18 protein-coding genes and 1 pseudogene are annotated in these 22053 nt (G+C 37.2%); 9 read left to right on the forward strand and 10 right to left on the reverse strand.

The features are described 5' to 3' along the window. Positions 1 to 13 precede the first annotated feature (13 nt). The 3 genes from FORMB_RS05330 (at position 14) to rpoN (ending at position 5644) form a co-directional block, all read left to right on the forward strand. Positions 14 to 2407, forward strand: a complete 2394-nt coding sequence (locus tag FORMB_RS05330) for an efflux RND transporter permease subunit (RefSeq protein ID WP_069676467.1) — start codon at positions 14 to 16, stop codon at positions 2405 to 2407. 58 nt (positions 2408 to 2465) lie between these two features. Next, positions 2466 to 3908 carry an asparagine--tRNA ligase gene (gene asnS / locus FORMB_RS05335; protein WP_069676468.1) on the forward strand — a complete coding sequence of 481 codons (1443 nt, stop codon included), beginning with the start codon at positions 2466 to 2468 and terminating at the stop codon, positions 3906 to 3908. Between the two features lie 281 nt (positions 3909 to 4189). Next, on the forward strand, positions 4190 to 5644 hold the full coding sequence (gene rpoN / locus FORMB_RS05345) for an RNA polymerase factor sigma-54 (protein WP_069676470.1): 1455 nt from the start codon (positions 4190 to 4192) through the stop codon (positions 5642 to 5644). A gap of 1 nt (position 5645) precedes the next feature. Here the strand turns inward: rpoN and FORMB_RS05350 are convergent, their stop codons facing one another. Then, entirely contained in the window at positions 5646 to 6086 is a 441-nt protein-coding gene (locus tag FORMB_RS05350; protein ID WP_069676471.1) for a LexA family protein, read from the reverse strand. Further along, positions 6077 to 7339 (reverse strand): Y-family DNA polymerase, encoded by a 1263-nt coding sequence (locus FORMB_RS05355; RefSeq protein ID WP_069676472.1) that lies wholly within the window; start codon positions 7337 to 7339, stop codon positions 6077 to 6079. The genes FORMB_RS05350 and FORMB_RS05355 overlap by 10 nt, the downstream gene beginning before the upstream one ends. 142 nt (positions 7340 to 7481) lie before the next feature. Between FORMB_RS05355 and FORMB_RS05360 the strand changes: the two genes are divergently transcribed. Then, the gene (locus tag FORMB_RS05360) at positions 7482 to 9305 is read left to right on the forward strand and encodes a TonB-dependent receptor plug domain-containing protein (protein WP_069676473.1); all 1824 of its coding nucleotides are present in this window, start codon (positions 7482 to 7484) and stop codon (positions 9303 to 9305) included. Between the two features lie 3 nt (positions 9306 to 9308). Here FORMB_RS05360 and FORMB_RS05365 read toward each other — a convergent pair whose 3' ends face one another. The 7 genes and pseudogenes from FORMB_RS05365 to FORMB_RS05390 all read right to left on the reverse strand — a co-directional run bounded on the left by FORMB_RS05365 (position 9309) and on the right by FORMB_RS05390 (position 17539). Beyond that, complete coding sequence (locus FORMB_RS05365) at positions 9309 to 9785, reverse strand: regulatory protein RecX (protein ID WP_069676474.1); 477 nt, start codon at positions 9783 to 9785, stop codon at positions 9309 to 9311. A gap of 2 nt (positions 9786 to 9787) precedes the next feature. Continuing rightward, complete coding sequence (locus tag FORMB_RS05370; RefSeq protein WP_069676475.1) at positions 9788 to 12190, reverse strand: TonB-dependent receptor; 2403 nt, start codon at positions 12188 to 12190, stop codon at positions 9788 to 9790. 1 nt (position 12191) lies between these two features. Beyond that, positions 12192 to 12908, reverse strand: coding sequence for a DNA repair protein RecO (gene recO / locus FORMB_RS05375; RefSeq protein WP_069676476.1), 717 nt, complete (start codon positions 12906 to 12908; stop codon positions 12192 to 12194). Beyond that, the gene (gene porZ, locus FORMB_RS05380) at positions 12908 to 15271 is read right to left on the reverse strand and encodes a type IX secretion system anionic LPS delivery protein PorZ (RefSeq protein WP_069676477.1); all 2364 of its coding nucleotides are present in this window, start codon (positions 15269 to 15271) and stop codon (positions 12908 to 12910) included. The genes recO and porZ overlap by 1 nt, the downstream gene beginning before the upstream one ends. A gap of 118 nt (positions 15272 to 15389) precedes the next feature. Further along, entirely contained in the window at positions 15390 to 16736 is a 1347-nt protein-coding gene (gene gdhA / locus FORMB_RS05385; RefSeq protein WP_069676478.1) for an NADP-specific glutamate dehydrogenase, read from the reverse strand. A 166-nt stretch (positions 16737 to 16902) separates the two neighbouring features. Further along, a pseudogene (locus FORMB_RS13260) lies at positions 16903 to 16992 on the reverse strand (PLP-dependent transferase); the annotation flags it as partial. A gap of 91 nt (positions 16993 to 17083) precedes the next feature. Continuing rightward, positions 17084 to 17539: a DinB family protein gene (locus FORMB_RS05390; protein ID WP_069676479.1), complete on the reverse strand. Its 456-nt coding sequence runs from the start codon at positions 17537 to 17539 to the stop codon at positions 17084 to 17086. 68 nt (positions 17540 to 17607) lie between these two features. On the opposite strand from FORMB_RS05390, the gene FORMB_RS05395 reads away from it, so the two are divergent. Genes FORMB_RS05395 through FORMB_RS05405 form a run of 3 tightly spaced genes read left to right on the forward strand, consistent with a single transcriptional unit; the run spans position 17608 to position 19992 of the window. Next, the gene (locus tag FORMB_RS05395) at positions 17608 to 17967 is read left to right on the forward strand and encodes an arsenate reductase family protein (RefSeq protein WP_069676480.1); all 360 of its coding nucleotides are present in this window, start codon (positions 17608 to 17610) and stop codon (positions 17965 to 17967) included. Beyond that, positions 17957 to 18856, forward strand: a complete 900-nt coding sequence (locus FORMB_RS05400; RefSeq protein ID WP_069676481.1) for a DMT family transporter — start codon at positions 17957 to 17959, stop codon at positions 18854 to 18856. Before FORMB_RS05395 ends, FORMB_RS05400 begins: the two co-directional genes overlap by 11 nt. Further along, complete coding sequence (locus FORMB_RS05405; protein ID WP_069676482.1) at positions 18853 to 19992, forward strand: hypothetical protein; 1140 nt, start codon at positions 18853 to 18855, stop codon at positions 19990 to 19992. Before FORMB_RS05400 ends, FORMB_RS05405 begins: the two co-directional genes overlap by 4 nt. Positions 19993 to 20034: 42 nt before the next feature. On the opposite strand, the gene FORMB_RS05410 is transcribed toward FORMB_RS05405, so the two are convergent. Beyond that, entirely contained in the window at positions 20035 to 20478 is a 444-nt protein-coding gene (locus tag FORMB_RS05410) for a DUF1761 domain-containing protein (protein ID WP_069676483.1), read from the reverse strand. Between the two features lie 143 nt (positions 20479 to 20621). Between FORMB_RS05410 and FORMB_RS05415 the strand changes: the two genes are divergently transcribed. Together FORMB_RS05415 and gmk are read left to right on the forward strand one after the other, a co-directional pair. Next, positions 20622 to 21479, forward strand: a complete 858-nt coding sequence (locus FORMB_RS05415; RefSeq protein ID WP_069676484.1) for a YicC/YloC family endoribonuclease — start codon at positions 20622 to 20624, stop codon at positions 21477 to 21479. A gap of 1 nt (position 21480) precedes the next feature. Beyond that, on the forward strand, positions 21481 to 22050 hold the full coding sequence (gene gmk, locus FORMB_RS05420; protein ID WP_069676485.1) for a guanylate kinase: 570 nt from the start codon (positions 21481 to 21483) through the stop codon (positions 22048 to 22050). Positions 22051 to 22053 lie beyond the last annotated feature (3 nt).

Here is a 22053-nt window from a genome sequence, read left to right on the forward strand (position 1 = left end):
ATCAAAAAAGACTATGTTTAAACTCTTTTCAAGCGGGTTTTGGGAAACCGTTGCACGACTCATCTTAAGAAATAGAATTCTGATTCTTGTCGCCGTTGCGCTGACAACAGGGTTTTTCTCCATGCAATGGAACAATATGCGCTTCACTTATACCGAAGCCAACCTGTTGCCGGACAAGCATCCGATCAATTTAGAATACAATCATTTCCTAGATATTTTTGGAGAAGAAGGCAATTTGATCGTCATGGGCGTGAAAGACAGTACCCTACTCACTGTCAAAAAACTGAATGCTTGGAATGCATTTTCTAAAAGTTTTGATGCACATCCCAACGTGGACGCCGTCATTGCGATAAAAGATTTACAGAAACTGGTTAAAAATGAGCGCAAAAAACAATTTGACCTCATCCCTTTTATTAAAGATTCTGTACAAACACAATCCGAAGTAAATGCGCTGAAAAAAGCCCTTTTTGAGGACTACCCTTTTTACGATAACATTCTTTTTAACAAAGAAACCGAAGCCATTCGAACGGCGATCTATTTAGATAAATCGATTGTCAATACCCCGGAGCGAAAGGCATTTATTGAAGACGTTTTAATTCCAAAAGTGAAAACCTTTGAAGATGCCTCTGGTTTAGATGTGCGCGTTTCTGGGATGCCCTATGTACGAACGCTAAATGCTCAAAATATTGTTGACGAAATCAGCCTCTTTATTTTAGCGGCCATTTTAGTCACCTCGCTTATTTTCTTTTTCTTTTTCAGATCGTTTAGAGCCACTTTCATTTCGATGATTGTTGTGGTTATTGGGGTGATGTGGACCTTTGGAATTTTAGGACTGTTACAGTACGAAATTACCGTGCTTACAGCCTTGATCCCACCACTCATTATTGTCATTGGAATTCCAAACTGTATTTTCCTGATAAATAAATACCAGCACGAAGTCAACAAACACGGAAACAAAGCCAAGTCCCTTCAGCGGGTGATTTCGAAAGTTGGGAATGCCACGTTGATGACCAATGTAACCACGGCTTCAGGGTTTGCGACTTTTATAATCACACAAAGTAAATTACTGACCGAATTTGGAATCGTTGCCTCCCTGAGTATAATTGCCATTTTTCTATTGTGCTTATTAATCATTCCTATCATTTATAGTTTTATGCCGATCCCAAAAGAGAAGCATTTAGAGCATTTAAACAAACGATGGATCAACCGCCTTGGCGATTGGATCGAGCACACGGTTAAGCATAAAAACATCACTATCTACATAACGGCGATTCTTTTACTCGCCATCAGTATTATTGGAATTTTTCAAATTGAAACCACTGGGAGTTTGATTGAAGACATGCCTAAAAAAGCGGAGTTTTATAAAGACATAGAATTCTACGAAAAAGAGTTTAACGGGGTCATGCCGCTTGAAATTATGATTGATACCAAACGCAAAAAAGGGGTCATAAAACTTTCAACCTTAAAACGTATGAGTGCGTTGGAAGATTTGATTGTTGAAATTCCAGAACTATCAAAGCCCATCTCAGTAGTAAGCTTGGTGAAGTATTCCAAACAAGCCTATTACAATGGGAATCCTAAGTATTATCAGTTGCCCTCGTCACAAGAAAATAGTTTTATTTTATCCTATGCAAAAAACGCCTCTACAGATGTCGATTTGCTAAAAAACTTTGTGGACAGTACGGGACGCTATGCTCGAATCACCACCTTTATGAAAGATGCGGGGATCGACAAAATGGAACGTATTGAAGAAGATCTTCTAGCAAAAATTGACAAGCTATTTCCTAAAAAACAGTACGATGTTTCCATCACAGGAAAAGCTTATTTATTTCAAAAAGGGACCAAATATTTAGTTCGAAACTTAGTCTTATCATTAGCCCTAGCCATCTTTTTGATCTCGCTTTTTATGGCTTATATGTTTCGCTCGTTCCGAATGATTATCATTTCGTTGATTCCGAATTTGTTACCGCTATTGATCACCGCAGGAATGATGGGCTTTTTAGGGGTGCCCATAAAACCTTCCACAATACTCGTGTTTAGTATTGCGTTTGGAATTTCGGTGGATGACACGATTCACTTTTTAGCCAAATACCGACAAGAATTGTTGGCAAACCATTGGAAAATTAAAAAATCGGTCTTTGCAGCACTTCGAGAAACAGGCGTTAGTATGTTCTATACATCCATTGTACTGTTCTTTGGATTTTCGGTCTTTATAACCTCCAGTTTTGGAGGCACTGTCGCTTTAGGCGCCTTGATTTCGGCGACCTTATTATTGGCAATGTTGGCAAATTTACTCTTGTTACCCTGCCTGTTGTTATCATTAGAACGCAGCATCGCAAACAAGAAAGTATTGAAAAAGCCCGCACTGAATATCATTCCAGAAGAGGAAGCGTTTGAAGAAGACTAAATCATACACTGTTAATTTAGCTTAAAACTTTATATTTGCAGTATTAAAAATTGTACTTATGACCACCAGCACTGTTGCACATTTATTAACTCAAGAACTCAAACATACAGACATTGAGGTCAAAGGATGGGTTCGAACGTTTAGAGCCAACCGATTTATAGCCCTCAATGATGGCTCTTGCCTTCAAAGCATTCAATGTGTGGTTGATTTTGAAAGCATGGATGAGGCCTTGCTAAAACGCATTACAACAGGAGCTGCTGTACACATAAAAGGCGGTTTGGTTGAAAGTCAAGGAAAAGGTCAGTCGGTAGAAGTTCAAGTGAATTCTATTGAGATTCTAGGGGATGCAGATCCGGAGGAAGTTTCAAAAACTATCTTGCAACCCAAGCGTCATTCTTTAGAGTTTTTAAGAGAACAAGCACATTTACGTACACGAACCAATACGTTTAGTGCCGTGATGCGACTGCGTTCTTCGCTGTCATTTGCGGTTCATTCTTATTTTAATAAAAATGGTTTTTACTATATGCATGCCCCGATTGTCACTGGAAGTGATGCCGAAGGTGCAGGCGAAATGTTTAGAGTAACCACTTTAGATCCTAAAAATCCACCACTAACAGATGAAGGTGAAGTGGATTATTCAAAAGACTTTTTTGGAAAAGAAACAAATCTAACGGTATCCGGTCAACTGGAAGCAGAAACCTATGCCATGGCGCTTGGGAAAGTTTATACTTTTGGCCCTACATTTAGAGCTGAAAACTCAAACACTTCACGACATTTGGCTGAGTTTTGGATGATTGAGCCCGAAGTTGCTTTTATGGATTTGGCTGGAAACATGGACCTTGCTGAAGACTTTATGAAGTATGTCATCAGTTACGTTTTAGAACACAACAAAGAAGACCTTGCCTTTTTAGAGCAACGTTTGGAACAAGAAGATAAATCGAAACCTCAAAATGAGCGTGCACCCATGCCACTCACTGAGAAACTTCGTTTTATTGTTGACAACAACTTTAAGCGTGTCAGCTATACTGAAGCAATTGATATTTTACGAAATTGCAAGCCTAATAAAAAGAAAAAGTTTAAATATATTATTGACGAATGGGGTGCCGATTTACAAAGTGAGCACGAACGCTTTTTAGTAGAGCAACACTTTAAATGTCCTGTGATCTTGTTTGATTATCCAGCCAAAATTAAAGCCTTTTATATGCGCTTAAATGAGGACGGAAAAACGGTGAGAGCCATGGATATTCTATTCCCAGGGATTGGTGAAATTGTTGGCGGATCGCAACGAGAAGAACGCTTGGACGTTTTAAAAGAAAAAATGGCGGAGCTTGACATCCCCGAAGAAGACCTTTGGTGGTATTTAGATTTGAGAAAATATGGAACGGCTGTGCATTCTGGATTTGGACTTGGCTTTGAACGCTTGGTAATGTTTGCTACTGGAATGGGTAACATTCGCGACGTAATTCCTTACCCACGAACGCCTTTTAACGCTGAATTTTAAGGGGAAACATATCGCATTTTTTGAAAATAGTGCTGCTTAGCATATATCTAACGTTTTTTTTCTTATTTTTATAGAAAACCTGCAATTGCGGAACTCACTTAAAATTAAATGAAAATAAAAAAAGAACCTTTGACTTAATTTTTATTATTCTTTCAACTGCAATATTGATAACATTATCAGAATATGGACTTTTAGAAACGTATATGGCTTTTTCATTAATTCCAGTTTTAATTGCATATAAATTCGGACAATATTCTGAAAGAAAATTCAAGAAATAATTAATGCTCAAGCAATACCTACATTATAAATTATCACAAAAGCTGTCGCCTCAACAGATTCAGTTGATGAAGCTGATACAGTTGCCTACACAAGCTTTTGAACAACGTCTCAAACAAGAGCTCGAAGAAAACCCAGCACTCGAAACCGGAAAAGATCAAGAAGAGACGTATGAAGAGGAGTTTGATTCCAATGATAATGATATGGACAATGAGCAAATCAACGCAGACGATATCAATGTCGATGACTATCTGAGCGATGACGAAATTCCAGAATACAGACTTCATGCCAATAATTACAGTGCCGATGATGAACAAAAAACAATTCCTTTTGCTTCTGGGACGTCTTTTACACAACATCTAATCGACCAACTGAATACCTTTCCGTTAGAGGAAACACACTATCAAATCGCTGAGTTTTTAATTGGGAGTATCGATGATAGCGGCTACATCCGACGTCCTTTGCTTGATATTATGGATGATTTGGCTTTTACTCAAAACGTATATACCGATGAAAAAACCATTGAGTCGGTGCTCAAAGTGGTGCATCTGTTAGACCCCGCCGGCGTGGGTGCTAGAAACCTTCAAGAGTGTTTAGTGCTTCAATTGCATCGAAAAACGCAAACGCCCAATACAGAATTAGCCACGAAGATCATTGAATTGGGATTTGAACAATTTACAAAAAAGCATTACAAAAAGCTTTTGCAAAAATTTAGTATTACCGAAGTGCAACTTAAAGATGCGATTTTAGAAATTGAACGCTTGAACCCAAAACCTGGGAGTTCCTTTTCAAACAACGCTCGCTCTGTTGAACATGTCGTTCCAGATTTCACTATTAAAATTACAGAAGGTGAATTAGAACTCAGTCTCAACGGTCGAAATGCACCAGAATTGCACGTTTCAAGACCGTATAACGAAATGCTAAAAGGTTACAAGGCTTCTAAAGAAAAAACAAAGTCACAGAAAGATGCGGTACAGTTTATCAAACAAAAACTAGATGCTGCCAAATGGTTTATTGACGCTATAAAACAACGTCAACACACCTTGTTTATCACTATGAGTACCATCATGCATTATCAAAAAGATTATTTTTTATCAGGTGATGAGCAACAACTAAAGCCCATGATTTTGAAAGATATTGCAGACAAAATTGAGATGGATATTTCGACCGTGTCTCGCGTTGCAAATAGCAAATATGTGGACACTCCTTATGGCACAAAGTTGATTAAAGAATTTTTTAGTGAGTCCATGACCAATGATCAAGGAGAAGAAGTTTCGACCCGAGAAATTAAAAGCATCTTGGAAACTGTGGTTGCTGAAGAAGACAAGAAAAAACCACTGACAGATGAAAAATTAACAATTATTTTAAAAGAAAAAGGGTACCCAATAGCCCGAAGAACCGTGGCTAAATACCGCGAACAATTAGACCTTCCTGTCGCACGACTTCGCAAGGAACTTTAACTTATACCTTTTTAATCACATTGGTGACAATCCCCCAAATTACAAAATCATTTTCTTCTGTGATTTTGATAGGCTGATACTTTTTATTTTCTGGCTGCAACCAAACCTCATCCTTTTCAACCTTGAGACGTTTCACCGTAAATTCGCCATCTAAAAAGCAGACCGCTATTTTATTATGGGCTGGAGAAAGGCTGCGATCGATTACCAAAAGATCGTTGTCGCTCAACCCCGCATCAATCATTGATTGCCCACTCACCCGTGCAAAAAAAGTGGCTTCTTTATTTTTGATGAGCTCGTTATCTAACGAAAGACGTTCTTGTTTAAAGTCCTCTGCTGGCGATGGAAATCCTGCGGAGATGCCTGTATCAAAATAGACGGCACCTAAGGTGTTGAGGTTTTCAGGGGTGAAAAAAGTAAGCGCTGTGTTTTGTTTTATGGACATTGGACTGTAATTATATCTTTAAAATTGGTCGTGTAGTGCGGCGATAAATGTTCTTGACGCATTTTCCACGTACGTTTTAAATCTTGATTGGCTAATTTTAATTTTGGGGCGTCGTACTTTTTATTAATAAAGTCGATGGTACGCATCAACGGAAGGTGTTTTGGATCTTCACCACCAAACAACTGCAATTGGTGGTTGTCTGTTGGAACAATCCCCGTAAGGATGACTCCTGCTTTTTTGTATTGAATTCCTTTTTTATAAATTGAAGCCACTGCTTTGACGGCATTCGTACTTAGGGTTAAACTAGAGTTGGTAGGAAACGGAATGTTGACCACAACACTGGCACGGTGCTGCTCGGTATCTTTTTTATGGTAATCACTTCGTAAAAAAATAATCATCATATGACAACTAGAGCCTTGTTTCCGAAGCTTTTCAGCACCACTACAAGCAAATGTAGAAATGCGTTCTTTGATGTCTTCAATATCTTTAATAGAAGATTCAAAACTACGGGTGGTCGCAATGGCACGTTTGTTTTTAATGGTTTCCGTCTCAATTTTAGAAATGCCTTCCAAATCTTTTTTTAGTTTCCATTCTGTAATAGAAAACGTTTTACGCACCCACATATCGGGGAGTTGTACAAAGTCATAAGCCGTTTTACACTGCTTCACGGAAAGGCGTTTGTGTAGTGCAGAGCCAATGCCCCAAACATCTTTAAGCTGTGTCCATTTCAAAGCTTTGATGCGTTTTTCTTCACTGTCAATCACATAAACACCCCCTGTTTCTTTAGGAAACTTTCGGGCAATTTTATTGGCAACTTTACTCAAAGCCTTGGTGGGTGCAATCCCAACACAGGTAGGAATCCCTGTCCAACTTAAAATGCGTTGGCGCATCTCAGTTCCGTATGTATGTAAGTCATAGGCATCAAACCCGTTGAGTTTTAAAAACGCTTCGTCAATACTATACACTTCTACATCGGGGGAAAATTGTTCTAAAATGCGCATCACACGACTGCTCATGTCGCCATAGAGCGCGTAATTGGATGAAAACAATTGAATGTTGTTGGCCTTGAAAAATGCTTTAAACTTAAATGCAGGTGCACCCATAGGGAGTCCCAGTGCTTTTGCTTCGTCACTGCGCGCAATCACACAGCCATCGTTATTCGATAAAATGGCAATCGGTTTTTGGCGTAAACTCGGGTTAAAAACCCGCTCACAGGAGGCGTAAAAGTTATTACAATCAACAAGTGCAAACATGGTATAAAGGTAATGTATTTGCTGTTTTTATTGTTCTTAACAAGTGAAATGTTTAAAGTTATTTATTTGATTTTATGGATTGAGGTATAAAAGTATTTATATATTTACACAATAATTTTGACCAAATAAAACTAAAATTCTTATGAAGACTAAACTTTGTTTATCACTATTCGTACTTAGTGTTTTTTCATCTCATAATGTATGGGCGCAGCAACCTTCAGAGGCGCAAAAATTAGATTCCATTACGATTACTTCGACGGCGATTGAATTGCCTTTTAAAAAGAATTCTCGCACGATAACAATTATTTCATCAAAAGTTATAAAGCAAAGTCCTGCGACTAATTTGGCAGAGCTACTGCAACAAGAAGCGGGCATTGATGTAAGGCGCCAAGGTGTCAATGGAATGCAAGCAGATTTATACATTCGTGGAGGGAGTTTTGATCAAACACTCCTTTTGATTGATGGAATTAAAGTTGAAGACCCTCAAACAGGCCACCATACATTAAACATGGCACTGCCTCTGGAAGTAATCGAACGGGTTGAAATTATCAAAGGACCTGCAGCACGTGTTTTTGGACAAAATGCTTTTACGGGAGCCATTAATATCGTCACAAAATCAAATGCTGATGCTGTAAATTCAGTGGGATATAAAACGGGGTCTTACAATCAACAACAAGCCTCTGGAACCTTAGGGACTAACTTAAAAAACACAACGCTTATAGGACATGCTTCTCTAAATACTTCTGATGGCTATCGACATAATACCGATTTTGAAAATCAAAATTATTTTGTAAAAGGACGTTTTAATACTACTACAAATCCTATTGATGTGATTGGTTATTTTGCCAAACGAGACTTTGGTGCGAATCAGTTTTATGCTGTTGAAAGTGGCAGTGATCAATATGAAGAAACACAAAGCAGTCTTGTGGGAGCTTCTACAAAATTTAAAACTGAAAACTTTAAAATCACCCCACGAATCTATTGGAAACGGACTCAAGATATGTACTTATATGTTCGCGAAGACCCCTCTGTTTATAGAAACTTGCATCTCTCCAATAAGGTAGGGGTACAAGTCAATGCCTCTTACACTTCAAGTGCTGGAATAACGGGTTTTGGGATTGATGCTGCGAAGGTGTTTATGACCAGTACTAATTTAGGGGAGCGCGACCGACTGATGGCAAATCTGTTTGTTGAGCATCGGTTTTCTTTAGTAGATAATACTTTAGATATTACGCCAGGGGTCTCGGTAAATTATTTCTCTGATTTTAAATTTCATGCCTTTCCAGGCGTCGATGTCGGCTACTCTATTGATGATGTATTTAAAGCGTATGCAAATGTGGGCTATACCTATAGAGTACCAACCTATACCGATTTGTATTATGTAGGAAGAACGGATTTAGGGAATGCAAATTTAGAGCCTGAAAAAGCACTTTCTGGAGAAATTGGAGTAAGATATTTTGGAGTAAACGTTAATGCTTATATCGCTGTATTTAATCGATCTTCTAATAATTTGATTGATTATACCAAAGAAAATGTAGATGATAAATGGCTCGCTACAAATCTAAAAAGTTTAACCTCAACAGGCGTAGAATTGAATTTGTCTTCCAGCTTTAAATCGGGGCTGTACACTCAAAATATTAGTTTGGGATATACGTATTTAGATGAAAATTTAAACGACATCAAGACCGCCTATTCTAAATATGTGCTCAACGCATTGACGCATCATTTTACGGCGACGGTTCGTTCGAAGTTTCTAAAAAATGTATCACAAAGTATCGTTTATAAATTTGCCGAACGTGCTTCAGGAACCAGTTATAGCGTGGTGGACGTAAAAGCCACTTTGAAGCTTTCAGACCTTGAACTTTCTGTCATTGGAAATAACATTCTCAACACAGAATATGTGGAAACAGGCTTTGTCCCTATGCCAAAAGGAAATATTTTATTGGGTGTTAATTATGCGTTCTAAAAACTAGTTGACAATCGCATTCACCTTGTCATATACCAGATGGGATTCCCATCCTCTATAGAGAAGGTAGTCGGCGAGTTTTTTCTTTTTTTTCCACGGATCCGTTTCGGTCAGCGTTGCTTCTTTTTTTTCTGCTAGTGCATGGAATGTTTCAAGGTAATCGTTAGGGTCAATTTCTTGAAGGGCGATTTTAATAATGTACTTAGACAGTTGGCGTTGTTTGAGTTCTAAGGTCAACCTTACTTTTCCCCATTTTTTGATTCTAAATTTTCCTCTTACAAATGCTTTTGCAAAACGTTCTTCGTTGAGGTGGCTGTCTTCAATGAGCGCGACAATGATAATTTCAACCGCTTCGGGAATCATTCGCATTTGTTTGAGTTTTTGCTCAACTTCTTTGTGACAACGGTCTTGATAGGCACAATACTTTTGAAGTTTCGAAAGGGCTTCCTCTATAGTGTAAGTCTTGTGCGTTTGATACATGCTTACAGTTTATAAGTAACCGCAAAAACCAGATTGGTTCCTGGGGCAGAAATCCCTGAAGAGTAAGTTCTGTAACGTTGATTGGTGATATTTTCGATGGTCCCTACAACAGAAAGTGATTTATTAAAATCAAATTGCGATCTAAGATTAAGACTGAACCAAGACGGTGCATAAGGTTTGCCTTGTGCATCTAAAGCAAATAAGTAATCTGCTAATTCCTCAGAGATATCTGAACCAGAAAGGGTGCCATTATAGTCTATAAACCCATCCATTTGAAACTTTTTGTATTTCCATATAAGGTGTGCATTTCCAAAAACAGGTGCTACATGTCTAACCGGCAATTCAACGCCCGCAGTGTCTTCTTGTACACCATGTACATAACTAAACTGAGTGGTGAACTTTAAGGCTTTAGAAAACCGAATTTTTGAACCTACTTCAAATCCATAAATCCAAGATTTAGAAGCATTTTGAATGGCTTGAATCTCGCTTATGTCTCCGTCGTAATACATTTCTGATGCGCCACTGACTGCAAAGCCTTTTCGAACCAATGCATTGTCTAAATACGTGTAATAGGCCGAACCATCAAAAATTACAGATTCTTCTATACTGATCGTGACGCCAAGTTCTCCCCCATACGCATATTCGGGTTTAAGGTCACTGTTTGGCACCATAACTAATCCTTCTTGAGAGTCGAAAATTTTTCCGATATCATCAATGTTTGGCGCTCTAAAAGCAGTGGTCGCATTTAATTTCCAAAGAAAGGTATCGTTCGGACTCCAACTAAACCCAAGAGTCCCTGTAAGCGCGCTTGTATCAAGATCAGCCATTCTAAAAGGAAGGTTGTAAAATGCATTGTTATCTGTTAAGTCAGCATTAATCGTCACATAATTATACCGTATTCCAGATTGTACTGTAAGCTTTGAATTGGGCTTGTACTTGTGACTTAAATAGGCAGCTAAGGTTTGCCATTTTGAACCGTCTGGATAACGAGACGCAATCGCTTCTTTGGCGTTGGTATCGATGTTTGTTTTGTGTCCCGTCGAGCCCACTCTATTGTATATATACTCTGTTCCGTAAGAGATGTTAGAGCTATTGGAAAGTGTTTTGTAAAAATCAAAGTTCAATGAAACTGCATCCACATTTTCTTCTCGAATTTTACGGGTATCAGAATCAAATCTTCTATTGATTCGACTCTCTTTAAAGTTTTGATAGGCAGCAGATATTTTAATTTTATCATACAAGCTAGAACCGCTACTTAGTTTTGTCATTTGTAAGTTGGCAAGAAACCAATCTTGAGGGCCATAATTCCATTCAGCATAGTGTAAAATACCATCCGATCCGTAGTTCGACAGTCGATCGTATCTTGGGTAATCGGAGGTGGTCGAATAATGAAGCCCTAGGTCGAATTTTAGATCGTCATTGGCTTTATAGAGCACTTTTTGAGCAAGATGCATTTGACGGAAATTAGTAAATTTCTGAACTCTTGGGGTCGTATTGGAAACCATAATATCTTGCCCGTTCACATACTGAGCGTAATGAAGGCTTAAGTAGTCATCAGGTCCATTGGCTCCCATCTTTAAATCTCCAAAATCAGAGACACTCACACTGCTGTGAAATCCCCATTTTTGAAATCCTAAGTTGAAATCCAGATGAGCAGTTTTTTCATTATTTGCAGAGGCATATCGAACGGTGCTACGAGCGGTCAAATTTGGAGTAGTGGATTCGGATAGTTTTGGGGTGGTGGTATAAAAATTCATGACCCCACCAATGGCATCACTTCCATAAATAACAGATCCAGACCCAAGAATAACTTCTGTTTTTTCAACATTAAAAGGATTTATTGACAATACATTTTGAACATTTCCACCTCTAAAAATGGCATTATTCAGACGCACTCCATCTATCGTGATTAGAAGTCGGTTTGTAGAAAACCCACGAATCATTGGACTCCCACCGCCTAATTGACTTTTTTGTACAAAAACACGTCCGCTATTGCTTAGTAAATCGGCACTCGTTTGTGGATTGGATAATTGAACATCTTTGGAGTTGATGCTAATAATATTTTGGGGAACTTCTTTTTTGTTTTGTTCAAATTTAGAGGCCGATATCACAACCTCGTTTAAACTTGTTGCTTTTGGAGACAAAAAAACAGTGTCTTGAATGGACGGTTTAAGAATTGAAAGATTATGATAGGAAAGGTGTTGAAAATAAATTTTATCAAACTCACTAAATGCATCCAAATTAACATGCCCATCAAAATCGGTAATTGCTGTTTTGGTTTTAAGGTTGTTAAAAACCGCAACCCCTGGGATGGGTTGGTCATCGGATTCATCGACCACAACAGTTTGCTGAGCAGAGGTACTCAATATAAAAAAAGAGAAAATAGAAAGTAAAAAACGATTCATCTTAACTGTAAACTTGATTTAAAACGGTTAACGATCGGGGGTGCTTAAAGGCGTGTAAATGTAATTTAAAATAGTCTAAAATCATATTAAGTAACTCATGCTTTTGTGAGGAATTTAGCTCCTGAGTCATTGTAGTATCAAATTTTGTGCCCAAAAAAGGTTTTAGCAGTTTTAATTTTGAACCCGTAACACAATGTGCTCCATTTTGGAGTTGAAAATTACCGTTTTCTAAATTAAAATAAGGAAGAGATTCATTGGTTGTATCAGGGTTAATTCCTAAAAATTTTGTCAGACCCATTAAAAATTGTTGGTGAAATGTTCCTGTTTTTTCTACGGTATCAAACCACAATAAAGTTGTTTCAAGATATTCAAAAAGAGGAGGATTTGCTTCTTCTTCATTTAAAATCATGGACAAAATTTCAGCTAAAAATAATAAAACAGTCGATTTAAAAACATTGGTGTGCAGAGATTCGTAGGGTTTGTACAATCGGACTTCTTTAAAATAATGCAAGCTGCGATTGTCTTTGTGTTCCGCCTCAATATCGAGTAACGTGAGCAGTTGAAAATAGGCGGGTTTTAGTTTCCCTTTTTTAGATTTAAGTGCGTTTTTAATCACATAACTTTTCACCCCAAAAGATGCTGTATAGCATTTGACAATAAGGTCGTTGTCGTTATATTTAATCTTTGAGATGACAATTGCTTTTGTTGAGACCACCATTAACGTATGATCATTATTTTTGAAACGTTCGTTTCAAGTGTATCAAAATCAGAAAAAAGCACTAAATATACTCCTGAAGCGACTGTATTATTTGCTAAATTTTTACCATTCCAATAGGCGGTTCCGCCATCAATTTCTAAGTTGTAATTTTTATACCTTAAATTAACATTGGATTGTGCTTCGGCAACCAAATTACCTTCAATATCTGTTATTTTAATGTTGACATTATCACTTATATTTTTAATTTTAATTTTATCCTCTGCCATATTAAATCCAGGCCTTACAGGGTTCGGGTAGACATATACATCTTCGAGTGATTCTGCAGTACTTGAGCCGCCCGTAGTAAAAGCAACCAAGCCACGAGTGGTTCCAAAATAGACAATCCCATTTTCGGAATCTAACGCCATGGCATTTACTCCATTTGACGGTAGTGGAGAGTTGTCTTTGGTGAAATGATGAATGGTTTTTTGCCCATCTGAAGACACGTAAAATACCCCCGCATCTGCTGTGGAAATCCATTTATTGTTAGATCCATCCACGATGATATCTGAGATAAACTGTTGTGCTAATAGTTCTTGTGGAAGGCCGTCTTCAAGGATAATAATAGGTTCCGTTCTCACAACTTCTTCACTGAAAAAATTGGAAGTATTATACAGAACTCTGAGTCCTCTATAAGTGCCAATCCAGAGTACATTGTTTTTATCTAGAGCTAACGCTTTTACTGCGGCTGAAGGAAGGTTGGCAACATCTTTGTCGTTTATGTTTTTTAATAACATTCCATCTTCATTGAAACCAATCAAACCAGATTTATAACCTCCAATCCATTTGGTTCCATCAGATCCAATAGCAATATCGCTAAAGCCAAGTTCATTTCCTGAAGGGTCTGGTATGATTGGCGTAAAATCATAAGAAGTCCATTGATTCGTACTTGGATTAAGTTTTTTGAGAGGATTTTTTACTTTAGAGTTTAGTACCCACAAATTAGCTTCATTATCAAAAGAAGATCCTGAAATACGAATGGTAATATAATTGGGGTTCGGTTCATATATTTGAGACTCTAACCCACTGTTTGCTGGATTTAAAAGTTCTATAGAGTCCTCCGATTTAATACTCAACAAACCGCTATGAAAAGAGCTTATGAATACTTGACTTGGATCTAATGGATTTATAGCGATTTCATTTAGGTTGTAAACATCCGATTGAATTGTATTTTGAATACTGTCATATCTAATATTTTCCCATTCAGTATTGTATAAACGGCTAACTCCTCTTTTCTGTAATGGGCTTGGGTTAAAGAATATTGTGTAGGCTCCAAAACTAACCCATAAATTATTATATCCGTATTCTAAAGAAAACACACTGTTTAAAAGTGGTCCTTGTGGGTGAATTTCTTCATATTCAGATGTTGATGTGGTCTTAGATCTTAGAACCCCAAAGTCAGTAGTTCCAATATAAATGACGTTATCAATTGTAAGAGCACTTGTAAAACTAGTTTGAAATTCAGGGTTGGTCGTATAAGTGTCTATTATATTGAACCCAGTCGCATACTGATACAGTTTAGAGGGTGTTGTAACTAACAGGCTGTTATCTGACACTTTTAGGTCTGCAACAGATTGGGGATAAACAAATAAAGGATTCAAACTTGTTCCAACTATCTCAAAAATTCTATTACTAGAGTTCACTGTGTAAAGTTGACTGCCAAAGGCTGCCACGTTCGTGAAATTACCAGTAATCAGAGTTGTCCAAAATTGGAAATCTATTAAATTTGGATTGGATAAGCTCGCTTTTTTTATACCCATATTAGAACTACAGGCAGCATAAATTTCGTTATTAAAAATCGTGGTTTGATTGACTTTAACTTGACTCCCATTTGTACCAATATAATACGTATCCCCAAACTCTAAATCGGCTAAGTTATAAACTGAAATACCATAGTCTGTTGCAATATAAACAACCTCATCAATTTCATTAAAATGGTTAATTTTTTTTTGTGACGGTGGAATTGTTGTTTTGTTTATGATGTCAATAACTTTAAGCAATTCCTGATCGCTTTCTTTATAAACCTCAATTAAGCCGTTTTCATACCCAATTAATAATAGTTCGTATTGAGTGCTGTAATATATGGTTGAAATTAATTCCCCCGATAGCCCATTGATAGTTGTAATGGTACTAAGTTGATTACTAAGTGGGTCGTAGGAAAAAATTGCATTTTCAGAGGCTGCATAGAATTTAGTGTCTCCATAAACGACTTCTTTAATATCTAAATATGAGAAATGTCCAACCCAAGAAGTGTCATAGTTTTGACTCCAAGATGATGGGACAAAAGCAAGAAGAAAAGTAATTATAAAAAAATATGTTTTCACGACTTGTTAATTAAACTCAAATATATTTATTACAAACGAGAAATGAACTCATTATTGTACATAAACAAAAAAAGCTTTCAAATCAATGAAAGCTTTTTGAGCGTAGGTCTGGTAGTTATTACACCACGCCTTGTGCGAGCATTGCGTCAGCTACTTTTACAAAGCCTGCAATATTGGCGCCTTTAACATAATCTATATACCCTGTTTTTTCGTCTTTTCCATATTCGATACACGCATCATGAATATTAGACATGATGTCTTTTAGCTTTTCATCCACTTCGGCTCTTGACCAGTTGTAGCGTAAAGAGTTTTGTGTCATTTCAAGTCCAGAAGTGGCGACACCCCCTGCATTGGATGCTTTTCCTGGTGCAAATAAAATCTTTGCTTCATGAAATTTAGTAATTGCAGCTTTTGTCGAAGGCATATTGGCTCCTTCACTCACACAAATACAACCATTTTTCAACAACATGTCGGCATCATTTTCATTTAACTCATTTTGAGTTGCGCATGGCAACGCAATGTCACATTTAACTTCCCAAGGCGTTTTGTTGGCCACAAAGGTCGCTTTTGGATAGGTCTTAACATATTCACTTATACGTGCTCTTTTGACGTTTTTAAGTGTCATTACAAATGTAAGTTTGTCGGGATCAATACCCTCATGATCTACAATGTAACCAGAAGAATCTGATAACGTGATCACTTTTCCTCCTAAATGAATTGTTTTTTCTGCAGCGTATTGCGCTACATTTCCAGATCCAGAAATTACGACAGTTTTTCCTTTAAAACTGTCCCCTTTCGTCTGCAACATCTTATCTGCAAAATAGACGGTTCCATATCCGGTAGCTTCAGGACGGATGAGCGAGCCTCCCCATGTCATTCCTTTTCCAGTAAGCACTCCGGTAAATTCGTTTCTAAGTTTTTTATACATTCCAAAAAGGAATCCTATTTCGCGTCCTCCTACTCCTATATCGCCTGCGGGGATATCGGTGTTAGAGCCAATATGACGAAACAATTCGCTCATAAAAGCATGGCAAAATCGCATGATTTCATTATCACTTTTTCCTTTAGGGTCAAAATCGCTTCCCCCTTTTCCACCGCCCATTGGCAGGGTGGTTAAACTATTTTTAAAAACTTGCTCAAAAGCTAAGAATTTCAAAATGCTCATAGTAACCGATGGGTGAAATCGAAGTCCTCCTTTGTAAGGGCCGATCGCAGAATTCATTTGAACACGGTACCCACGATTTACCTGAATTTCTCCTTTATCATCTACCCAGTTAACTCTAAAAGTAATAGCGCGTTCGGGTTCCACCATTCTTAAAAGAATGTTTTTGCCGTGATAAATATCGTGTTGAACGATATAAGGCAGAACAGTTTCTGCAACCTCTTCTACGGCTTGAATAAATTCAGCTTCGTGGCCATTTCGTTCTTTAACTAAATCTAAAAAACCTTTAATTATTTCTTCCATATCAAAATGTTTGGGGTGTTAAAATTTAAATATTATACGGTACAAATATATAATATCTTTAAAAATAATGGTCTATTTTTTTGTATATGATAATTACGATGAGATAATTAAGATATGAATTCGGAATATGATGTTTTAATGGGGATTATTTAATGAAATATATAATTCATTGCATAAAATGCTGATTTAAGGCCTGTTTCAAATCCTCCATTAAGTCCTCAGTATCCTCAATTCCAAGACTTAATCGGATTATCGAATCTACAACGCTTGTTTATTTCGATCACCAACGACGTTCATTTAATCATTTCCTTGGGCATCAAAACTTCGATATGGAAGTTTTATAAAATTTATAAGCTATTTTTCATTGCTAAGATGTATCCAAGATGGATCCCTTCATGAAATGTATTAAAACTGATCGCTTCCTCAACAGTCGAAAGCGTGACATTTAAAGAAGTCGTATAGGGCATGTAATTTTTAAAAAAATCATTTTCGTAATCAATTTTGGTTTGCTCAACAGTCGAAAACAAAAGGGTTTTTATTTCCGCCAACTCTGTTTCTGTGGCTTCGTGGACGGTTTTAGTGTCTTTCCTGTAGGTTTTCACCAATTCAGAATCTACTAAAAAAGGTTGATTGGACAGCCCATAAACCAGCAATTGCTGTGTTACAATAGTGTGAGCAACGTTCCAAAAAATGGAATTTCGATACCCTTTAGGAACGGTATTGAGTTGAGCTAAAGAAAAATTTTCAATAAGTTTCAAGAGAAGTGTTCTGTTTTGCAGTGTAACGTTGTGATTCCAGTCCATAATATTTAAAGTTTATTTAGTTCTTTGTAAAGAAATGATTTTCTTTGTAAAAATAAGAAAAGAATCTCATGAAAAAATTCTATTTTTTGAATAGCTGTAATACGTGTCAACGAATTTTAAATCACTTGGAGTTAGGGGCAGATTTTGAACTACAAGACATCAAGAAAACTCCGATGACGGCTGAGGAACTAGAACACTTAAAAACTTTGTCAGGCAGCTATGAGGCTCTATTTAGTAAGCGTGCTAAACTTTACAAAGAGTTAGGTTTAAAAGAAAAAGCTCTCCAAGAGGAAGATTATAAAAATTATATTTTAAAACATTATACGTTCCTAAAAAGACCCGTGCTCGTTTTAGATGATCAACTGTTTGTTGGAAATAGCTCTAAGGTCATCAACTCCGCAATAACGGCACTCTTGAATGAAAAATAATACGTTTGCGCTCTTTGCGCTTATATTGGTGCAGCTTTTTTATGGCGTCACTTTTACCTTTGCCAACGATGTCATCGATGGTGGCTACATGCAGCCCTTCGGCTTTATATTGTTTAGAGTCTCTCTTGCAGCCGTTCTATTTTGGGTGTTTAGTATTTGGGCGCCTAAAGAAAAAATTGATCGAGCAGATTATCCTAAATTCATGCTTGCTGCCTTTTTTGGTGTGGCACTTAACATGCTTGCGTTTTTTAAAGGACTGCAATTCACCACCCCTATTAATGGGTCTGTGATTATGGTCACCACCCCTATTATCGTCTTGGTATTATCCGCTATTATTTTAGGAGAAAAAATCACAAAGATTAAAGTTTTGGGGATTTTTGCTGGGCTTTCAGGCGCCTTAATTTTAAGTATTTACAACCGTTCGTCCAGTTCTGGAGACAATGTTTTATTAGGTAATTTATTAGTACTTGTCAATGCAGCATCCTATAGTTATTACTTGATTTTGATAAAAAAATTAACCAACAAATACCATCCGTACACCTTTATTAAATGGTTGTTTTTGTTTGGAACTTTCTTTGTACTTCCTTTTGGCTACAACGAACTTGCCGCAGTTAACTGGGGTAGCTTCACGCCTTACATTTGGTTTTCAATCTTATTCGTAGTGGTTTGCGCAACCTTTGCCACCTACTTATTGAACCCGCTCGCCTTGCGGAAATTGAGTGCCACAACAGTAAGTACGTTTGTATATATACAGCCTATTTTTGCAGGGGTTTTTGCGATTATAATGGGGAGTGATAGTTTAAACACTGTTAAGGTAGTGGCGGCAGCTTTAATATTTTTAGGTGTATATTTGGTTTCTAAAAATCCGAACCTTCAAGCGACTAAATGAGTTCTTTCATCACCTCTTTATACCCTTCTGTTGACCTTATAGACCCTGTTGTTTTTAAAGAAGTGAATGCTGATCAAAACGTCTATTTTTCAAAATCATTCTTAAAAGCTTTTGAAATTTCAAACCCCCAAATTGAGTTCAAATACATTTCTGTTTCTGATGCCGAAAAAAATACAGTAGCCCTTGGACTTGTTCAAGTGATCAACTTAAGTGTTGAAGGGACGTTAAAAAACATTAAAGTAGCACCCTTTGTTCGAAAATTCCTAGGTCTATTCTTCTGTAACGAACATATAAAAATAATGTTTTGTGGAAATGTATTTCTAAGTGGTGAGCATGGAATTAGCAGTTCCAATCGAATTTCTAAAGAGGAGATCATGACTCAAATCGGCACTGCTTTAGATGCCGTTGCGGCCAATACAAAACCGCTTCATGCCATTTTTATAAAAGATTTTAAGGCTAAATCCCTGAAAGCTACACGTCAATTTTTAAATTTTGGGTATAGCGAAATCAAAGTGGAGCCCAATATGATCATTCAACTGCAGCCACAGTGGAAGTCTTTTGAAAATTATAAAAACATATTAAAATCAAAATACAGAGTAAAAGCGAATAAGGCCGACTCAAAAAGTAGTGCTTTAGAAACCCGTTTGTTTACAGAGCATGACTTTGAAACTTATAAAGATGAGCTGCAAGCTTTGTATCAAAACACCATTGCCAATGCCAGTTTTAACGCACAAGTATTAAACCTAAATACATACATCCATTTGCGGGCTACATTGAAGGATGATTTCATCGTGAAGGCGTATTTTTTAGACCACAAACTCGTTGGGTTTTTGACAGCCCTTGTCAATAAAAATGCGTTGGACGCCCATTTTATTGGATTGGATTATGATTTAAATAAATCACACGCCATCTATCCTCGTATTTTAAATGATTATGTACGTCTTGGTATTGAAAAACAAGTGTCTTCTATCAATTTAGGCCGAACCGCCTCCGAAATAAAAACCACGATTGGTGCCAATCCTTTGGAATTGAGTTGTTATATAAAGCATAAAAACCCTTTTTTAAACTCCTTAATAAAACCCTTTTTTAGACGCATTAAAATCAAAGATTTCAAGCAACATTCTCCTTTTAAATAGAAAAAAAGACCGAAGCCTTTTTTTCTATTTATTGTTAAAAATTTACACTGGCCAACCATTGAGCGCACCGCCCATAAGTGCTAAAGAAACAATCCAATAAAATACATTTATAAAGATGTATTTAGCCGATTTCATTTCAAATATGGCATTGGTGGCTAGGACTGGAAGTGCCACAAAAATTCCTAGAAACGCTCCGTGCGCAGCACCGTGTTTAAACGTCATAAATAGTTCTTGACCGTGCCGCATCTCATCGGGACCGCCTATCAAAACGTTTATGTATAAGTAAAAAGAAAGAATTACCGATAAAAGGACGGCTACAATATAAGCCTTTGCAGGTGACATGGTTTTAATTTTGGCTTCTGTAATTCCTGTGGCGTGCATCCAAGCTGTTCCAAATACTTTGGGGTGGTACCAGATGGCTCCGATAATTAAAGGGATCAACGCTGACACAAGTATTGCCAACCAATTCATTGAAAAATTTTCCATAATAGTTAGGTTTAGAGTTAGTTGAACACAATATACAAATAATTTAAAAAACACGTATCCGCACTGCGTAGAAGAGTTGAAATTCTCCTTGGGTATACTTATTGGTTTTCAGTATCTTTGAAAAAAGTTTTTAATACCAAAGAATGATACATTCCATGACGGGCTACGGTAAGTCTGTATTACAATTGCCAAGCAAAACCATCTCCATTGAGATCAAATCGTTGAATAGTAAAACCTTAGACCTCAACATGCGCATGCCGTCTATGTACCGATCTAAAGAGTTGAACCTTCGAAAACTCATTGCTTCTAGATTAAACAGAGGTAAAGTAGATTTTTCATTGTATTTTGAAAACACTGGGGGAGAAACGTTTGCAAAGGTCAACCCTACGGTGGTAAATAAGTACATGACACAATTGGAAGGATTGGCGACTGGAAACAGAATGCAGCTTTTGCAAATGGCCATCAAAATGCCGGATGCTATTAGTACCGAACGTGACGAAATAGACGAAACAGAATGGGCGGACATTCAAAATGAAATCCATAAAGCGTTGGACAATATTGCGCTGTACCGATTGGAAGAAGGCAACGTATTGGAAGCGGATTTCACAAAACGAATTGCCATCATATCGGACTTGCTAGATCAAGTGCTTACCATAGATCCGGAACGCATCACAAATGTACGAGAGCGTTTGCACAAAGGAGTTTCAGAACTGAAAGAAAAATATGATGGAAACCGCTTTGAACAAGAGTTGGTGTATTACATCGAAAAATTTGACATTACCGAAGAAAAAGTGCGCCTTCAAAACCATTTGGAGTACTTTATAAAAACCTTAAATTCTGACGATTCTAATGGTAAAAAATTAGGGTTTATTTCTCAAGAAATTGGTCGCGAAGTGAATACCATTGGATCGAAAGCTAATTTTGCACCCATGCAAAAATTGGTGGTTCAAATGAAAGATGAATTAGAAAAAATTAAAGAACAATTACTCAATGTCCTCTAAGATGCCACAAGGAAAACTAATTGTATTCTCGGCACCGTCGGGATCAGGAAAAACAACGATTGTAAGACATTTGTTGGCTCAAAAAGAATTGAATTTAGAGTTTTCTGTGTCGGCAACCTCCCGTGAAAAAAGAGGGACTGAAGTCGATGCAAAAGACTATTATTTTTTGTCGAGTGATGCGTTTAAACAACACATAAAGTCCGACGATTTTCTGGAATGGGAAGAAGTCTATAGAGATAATTTTTATGGCACACTCAAGTCCGAACTAGAACGCATTTGGGCCTTGGGAAAACATGTTATTTTTGATATAGATGTTTCTGGTGGCTTGCGGATTAAACGTAAATTTCCAGAGCAGACTTTGGCAATTTTCGTAAAACCTCCAAGCATCGATGAATTAAAGATTCGTCTCAAAAAACGACAAACAGAAACCCAAGATAAAATCAATATGCGGGTGGCGAAGGCGTCGGCAGAACTTGCCACTGCGCCTTTATTTGACTGCATCATTGAAAATGATGTTTTAGAAACGGCTCAGAAAGAAGCTTACGATAAAGTTACTGAATTTATTAACTAAGAA

Origin of the sequence: Formosa sp. Hel1_33_131 (assembly GCF_001735745.1) — a bacterium.
Taxonomy (GTDB): Bacteria; Bacteroidota; Bacteroidia; order Flavobacteriales; family Flavobacteriaceae; genus Hel1-33-131.

Excerpts from the sequence above, each read along its gene's own strand:
- FORMB_RS05330 (WP_069676467.1), top strand. The coding sequence starts at position 14 with ATGTTTAAACTCTTTTCAAGCGGGTTTTGGGAAACCGTTGCACGACTC.
- asnS (WP_069676468.1), top strand. The coding sequence starts at position 2,466 with ATGACCACCAGCACTGTTGCACATTTATTAACTCAAGAACTCAAACAT.
- rpoN (WP_069676470.1), top strand. The coding sequence starts at position 4,190 with ATGCTCAAGCAATACCTACATTATAAATTATCACAAAAGCTGTCGCCT.
- FORMB_RS05350 (WP_069676471.1), bottom strand. The coding sequence starts at position 6,086 with ATGTCCATAAAACAAAACACAGCGCTTACTTTTTTCACCCCTGAAAAC.
- FORMB_RS05355 (WP_069676472.1), bottom strand. The coding sequence starts at position 7,339 with ATGTTTGCACTTGTTGATTGTAATAACTTTTACGCCTCCTGTGAGCGG.
- FORMB_RS05360 (WP_069676473.1), top strand. The coding sequence starts at position 7,482 with ATGAAGACTAAACTTTGTTTATCACTATTCGTACTTAGTGTTTTTTCA.
- FORMB_RS05365 (WP_069676474.1), bottom strand. The coding sequence starts at position 9,785 with ATGTATCAAACGCACAAGACTTACACTATAGAGGAAGCCCTTTCGAAA.
- FORMB_RS05370 (WP_069676475.1), bottom strand. The coding sequence starts at position 12,190 with ATGAATCGTTTTTTACTTTCTATTTTCTCTTTTTTTATATTGAGTACC.
- recO (WP_069676476.1), bottom strand. The coding sequence starts at position 12,908 with ATGGTGGTCTCAACAAAAGCAATTGTCATCTCAAAGATTAAATATAAC.
- gdhA (WP_069676478.1), bottom strand. The coding sequence starts at position 16,736 with ATGGAAGAAATAATTAAAGGTTTTTTAGATTTAGTTAAAGAACGAAAT.
- FORMB_RS05390 (WP_069676479.1), bottom strand. The coding sequence starts at position 17,539 with ATGGACTGGAATCACAACGTTACACTGCAAAACAGAACACTTCTCTTG.
- FORMB_RS05395 (WP_069676480.1), top strand. The coding sequence starts at position 17,608 with ATGAAAAAATTCTATTTTTTGAATAGCTGTAATACGTGTCAACGAATT.
- FORMB_RS05400 (WP_069676481.1), top strand. The coding sequence starts at position 17,957 with ATGAAAAATAATACGTTTGCGCTCTTTGCGCTTATATTGGTGCAGCTT.
- FORMB_RS05405 (WP_069676482.1), top strand. The coding sequence starts at position 18,853 with ATGAGTTCTTTCATCACCTCTTTATACCCTTCTGTTGACCTTATAGAC.
- FORMB_RS05410 (WP_069676483.1), bottom strand. The coding sequence starts at position 20,478 with ATGGAAAATTTTTCAATGAATTGGTTGGCAATACTTGTGTCAGCGTTG.
- FORMB_RS05415 (WP_069676484.1), top strand. The coding sequence starts at position 20,622 with ATGATACATTCCATGACGGGCTACGGTAAGTCTGTATTACAATTGCCA.
- gmk (WP_069676485.1), top strand. The coding sequence starts at position 21,481 with ATGCCACAAGGAAAACTAATTGTATTCTCGGCACCGTCGGGATCAGGA.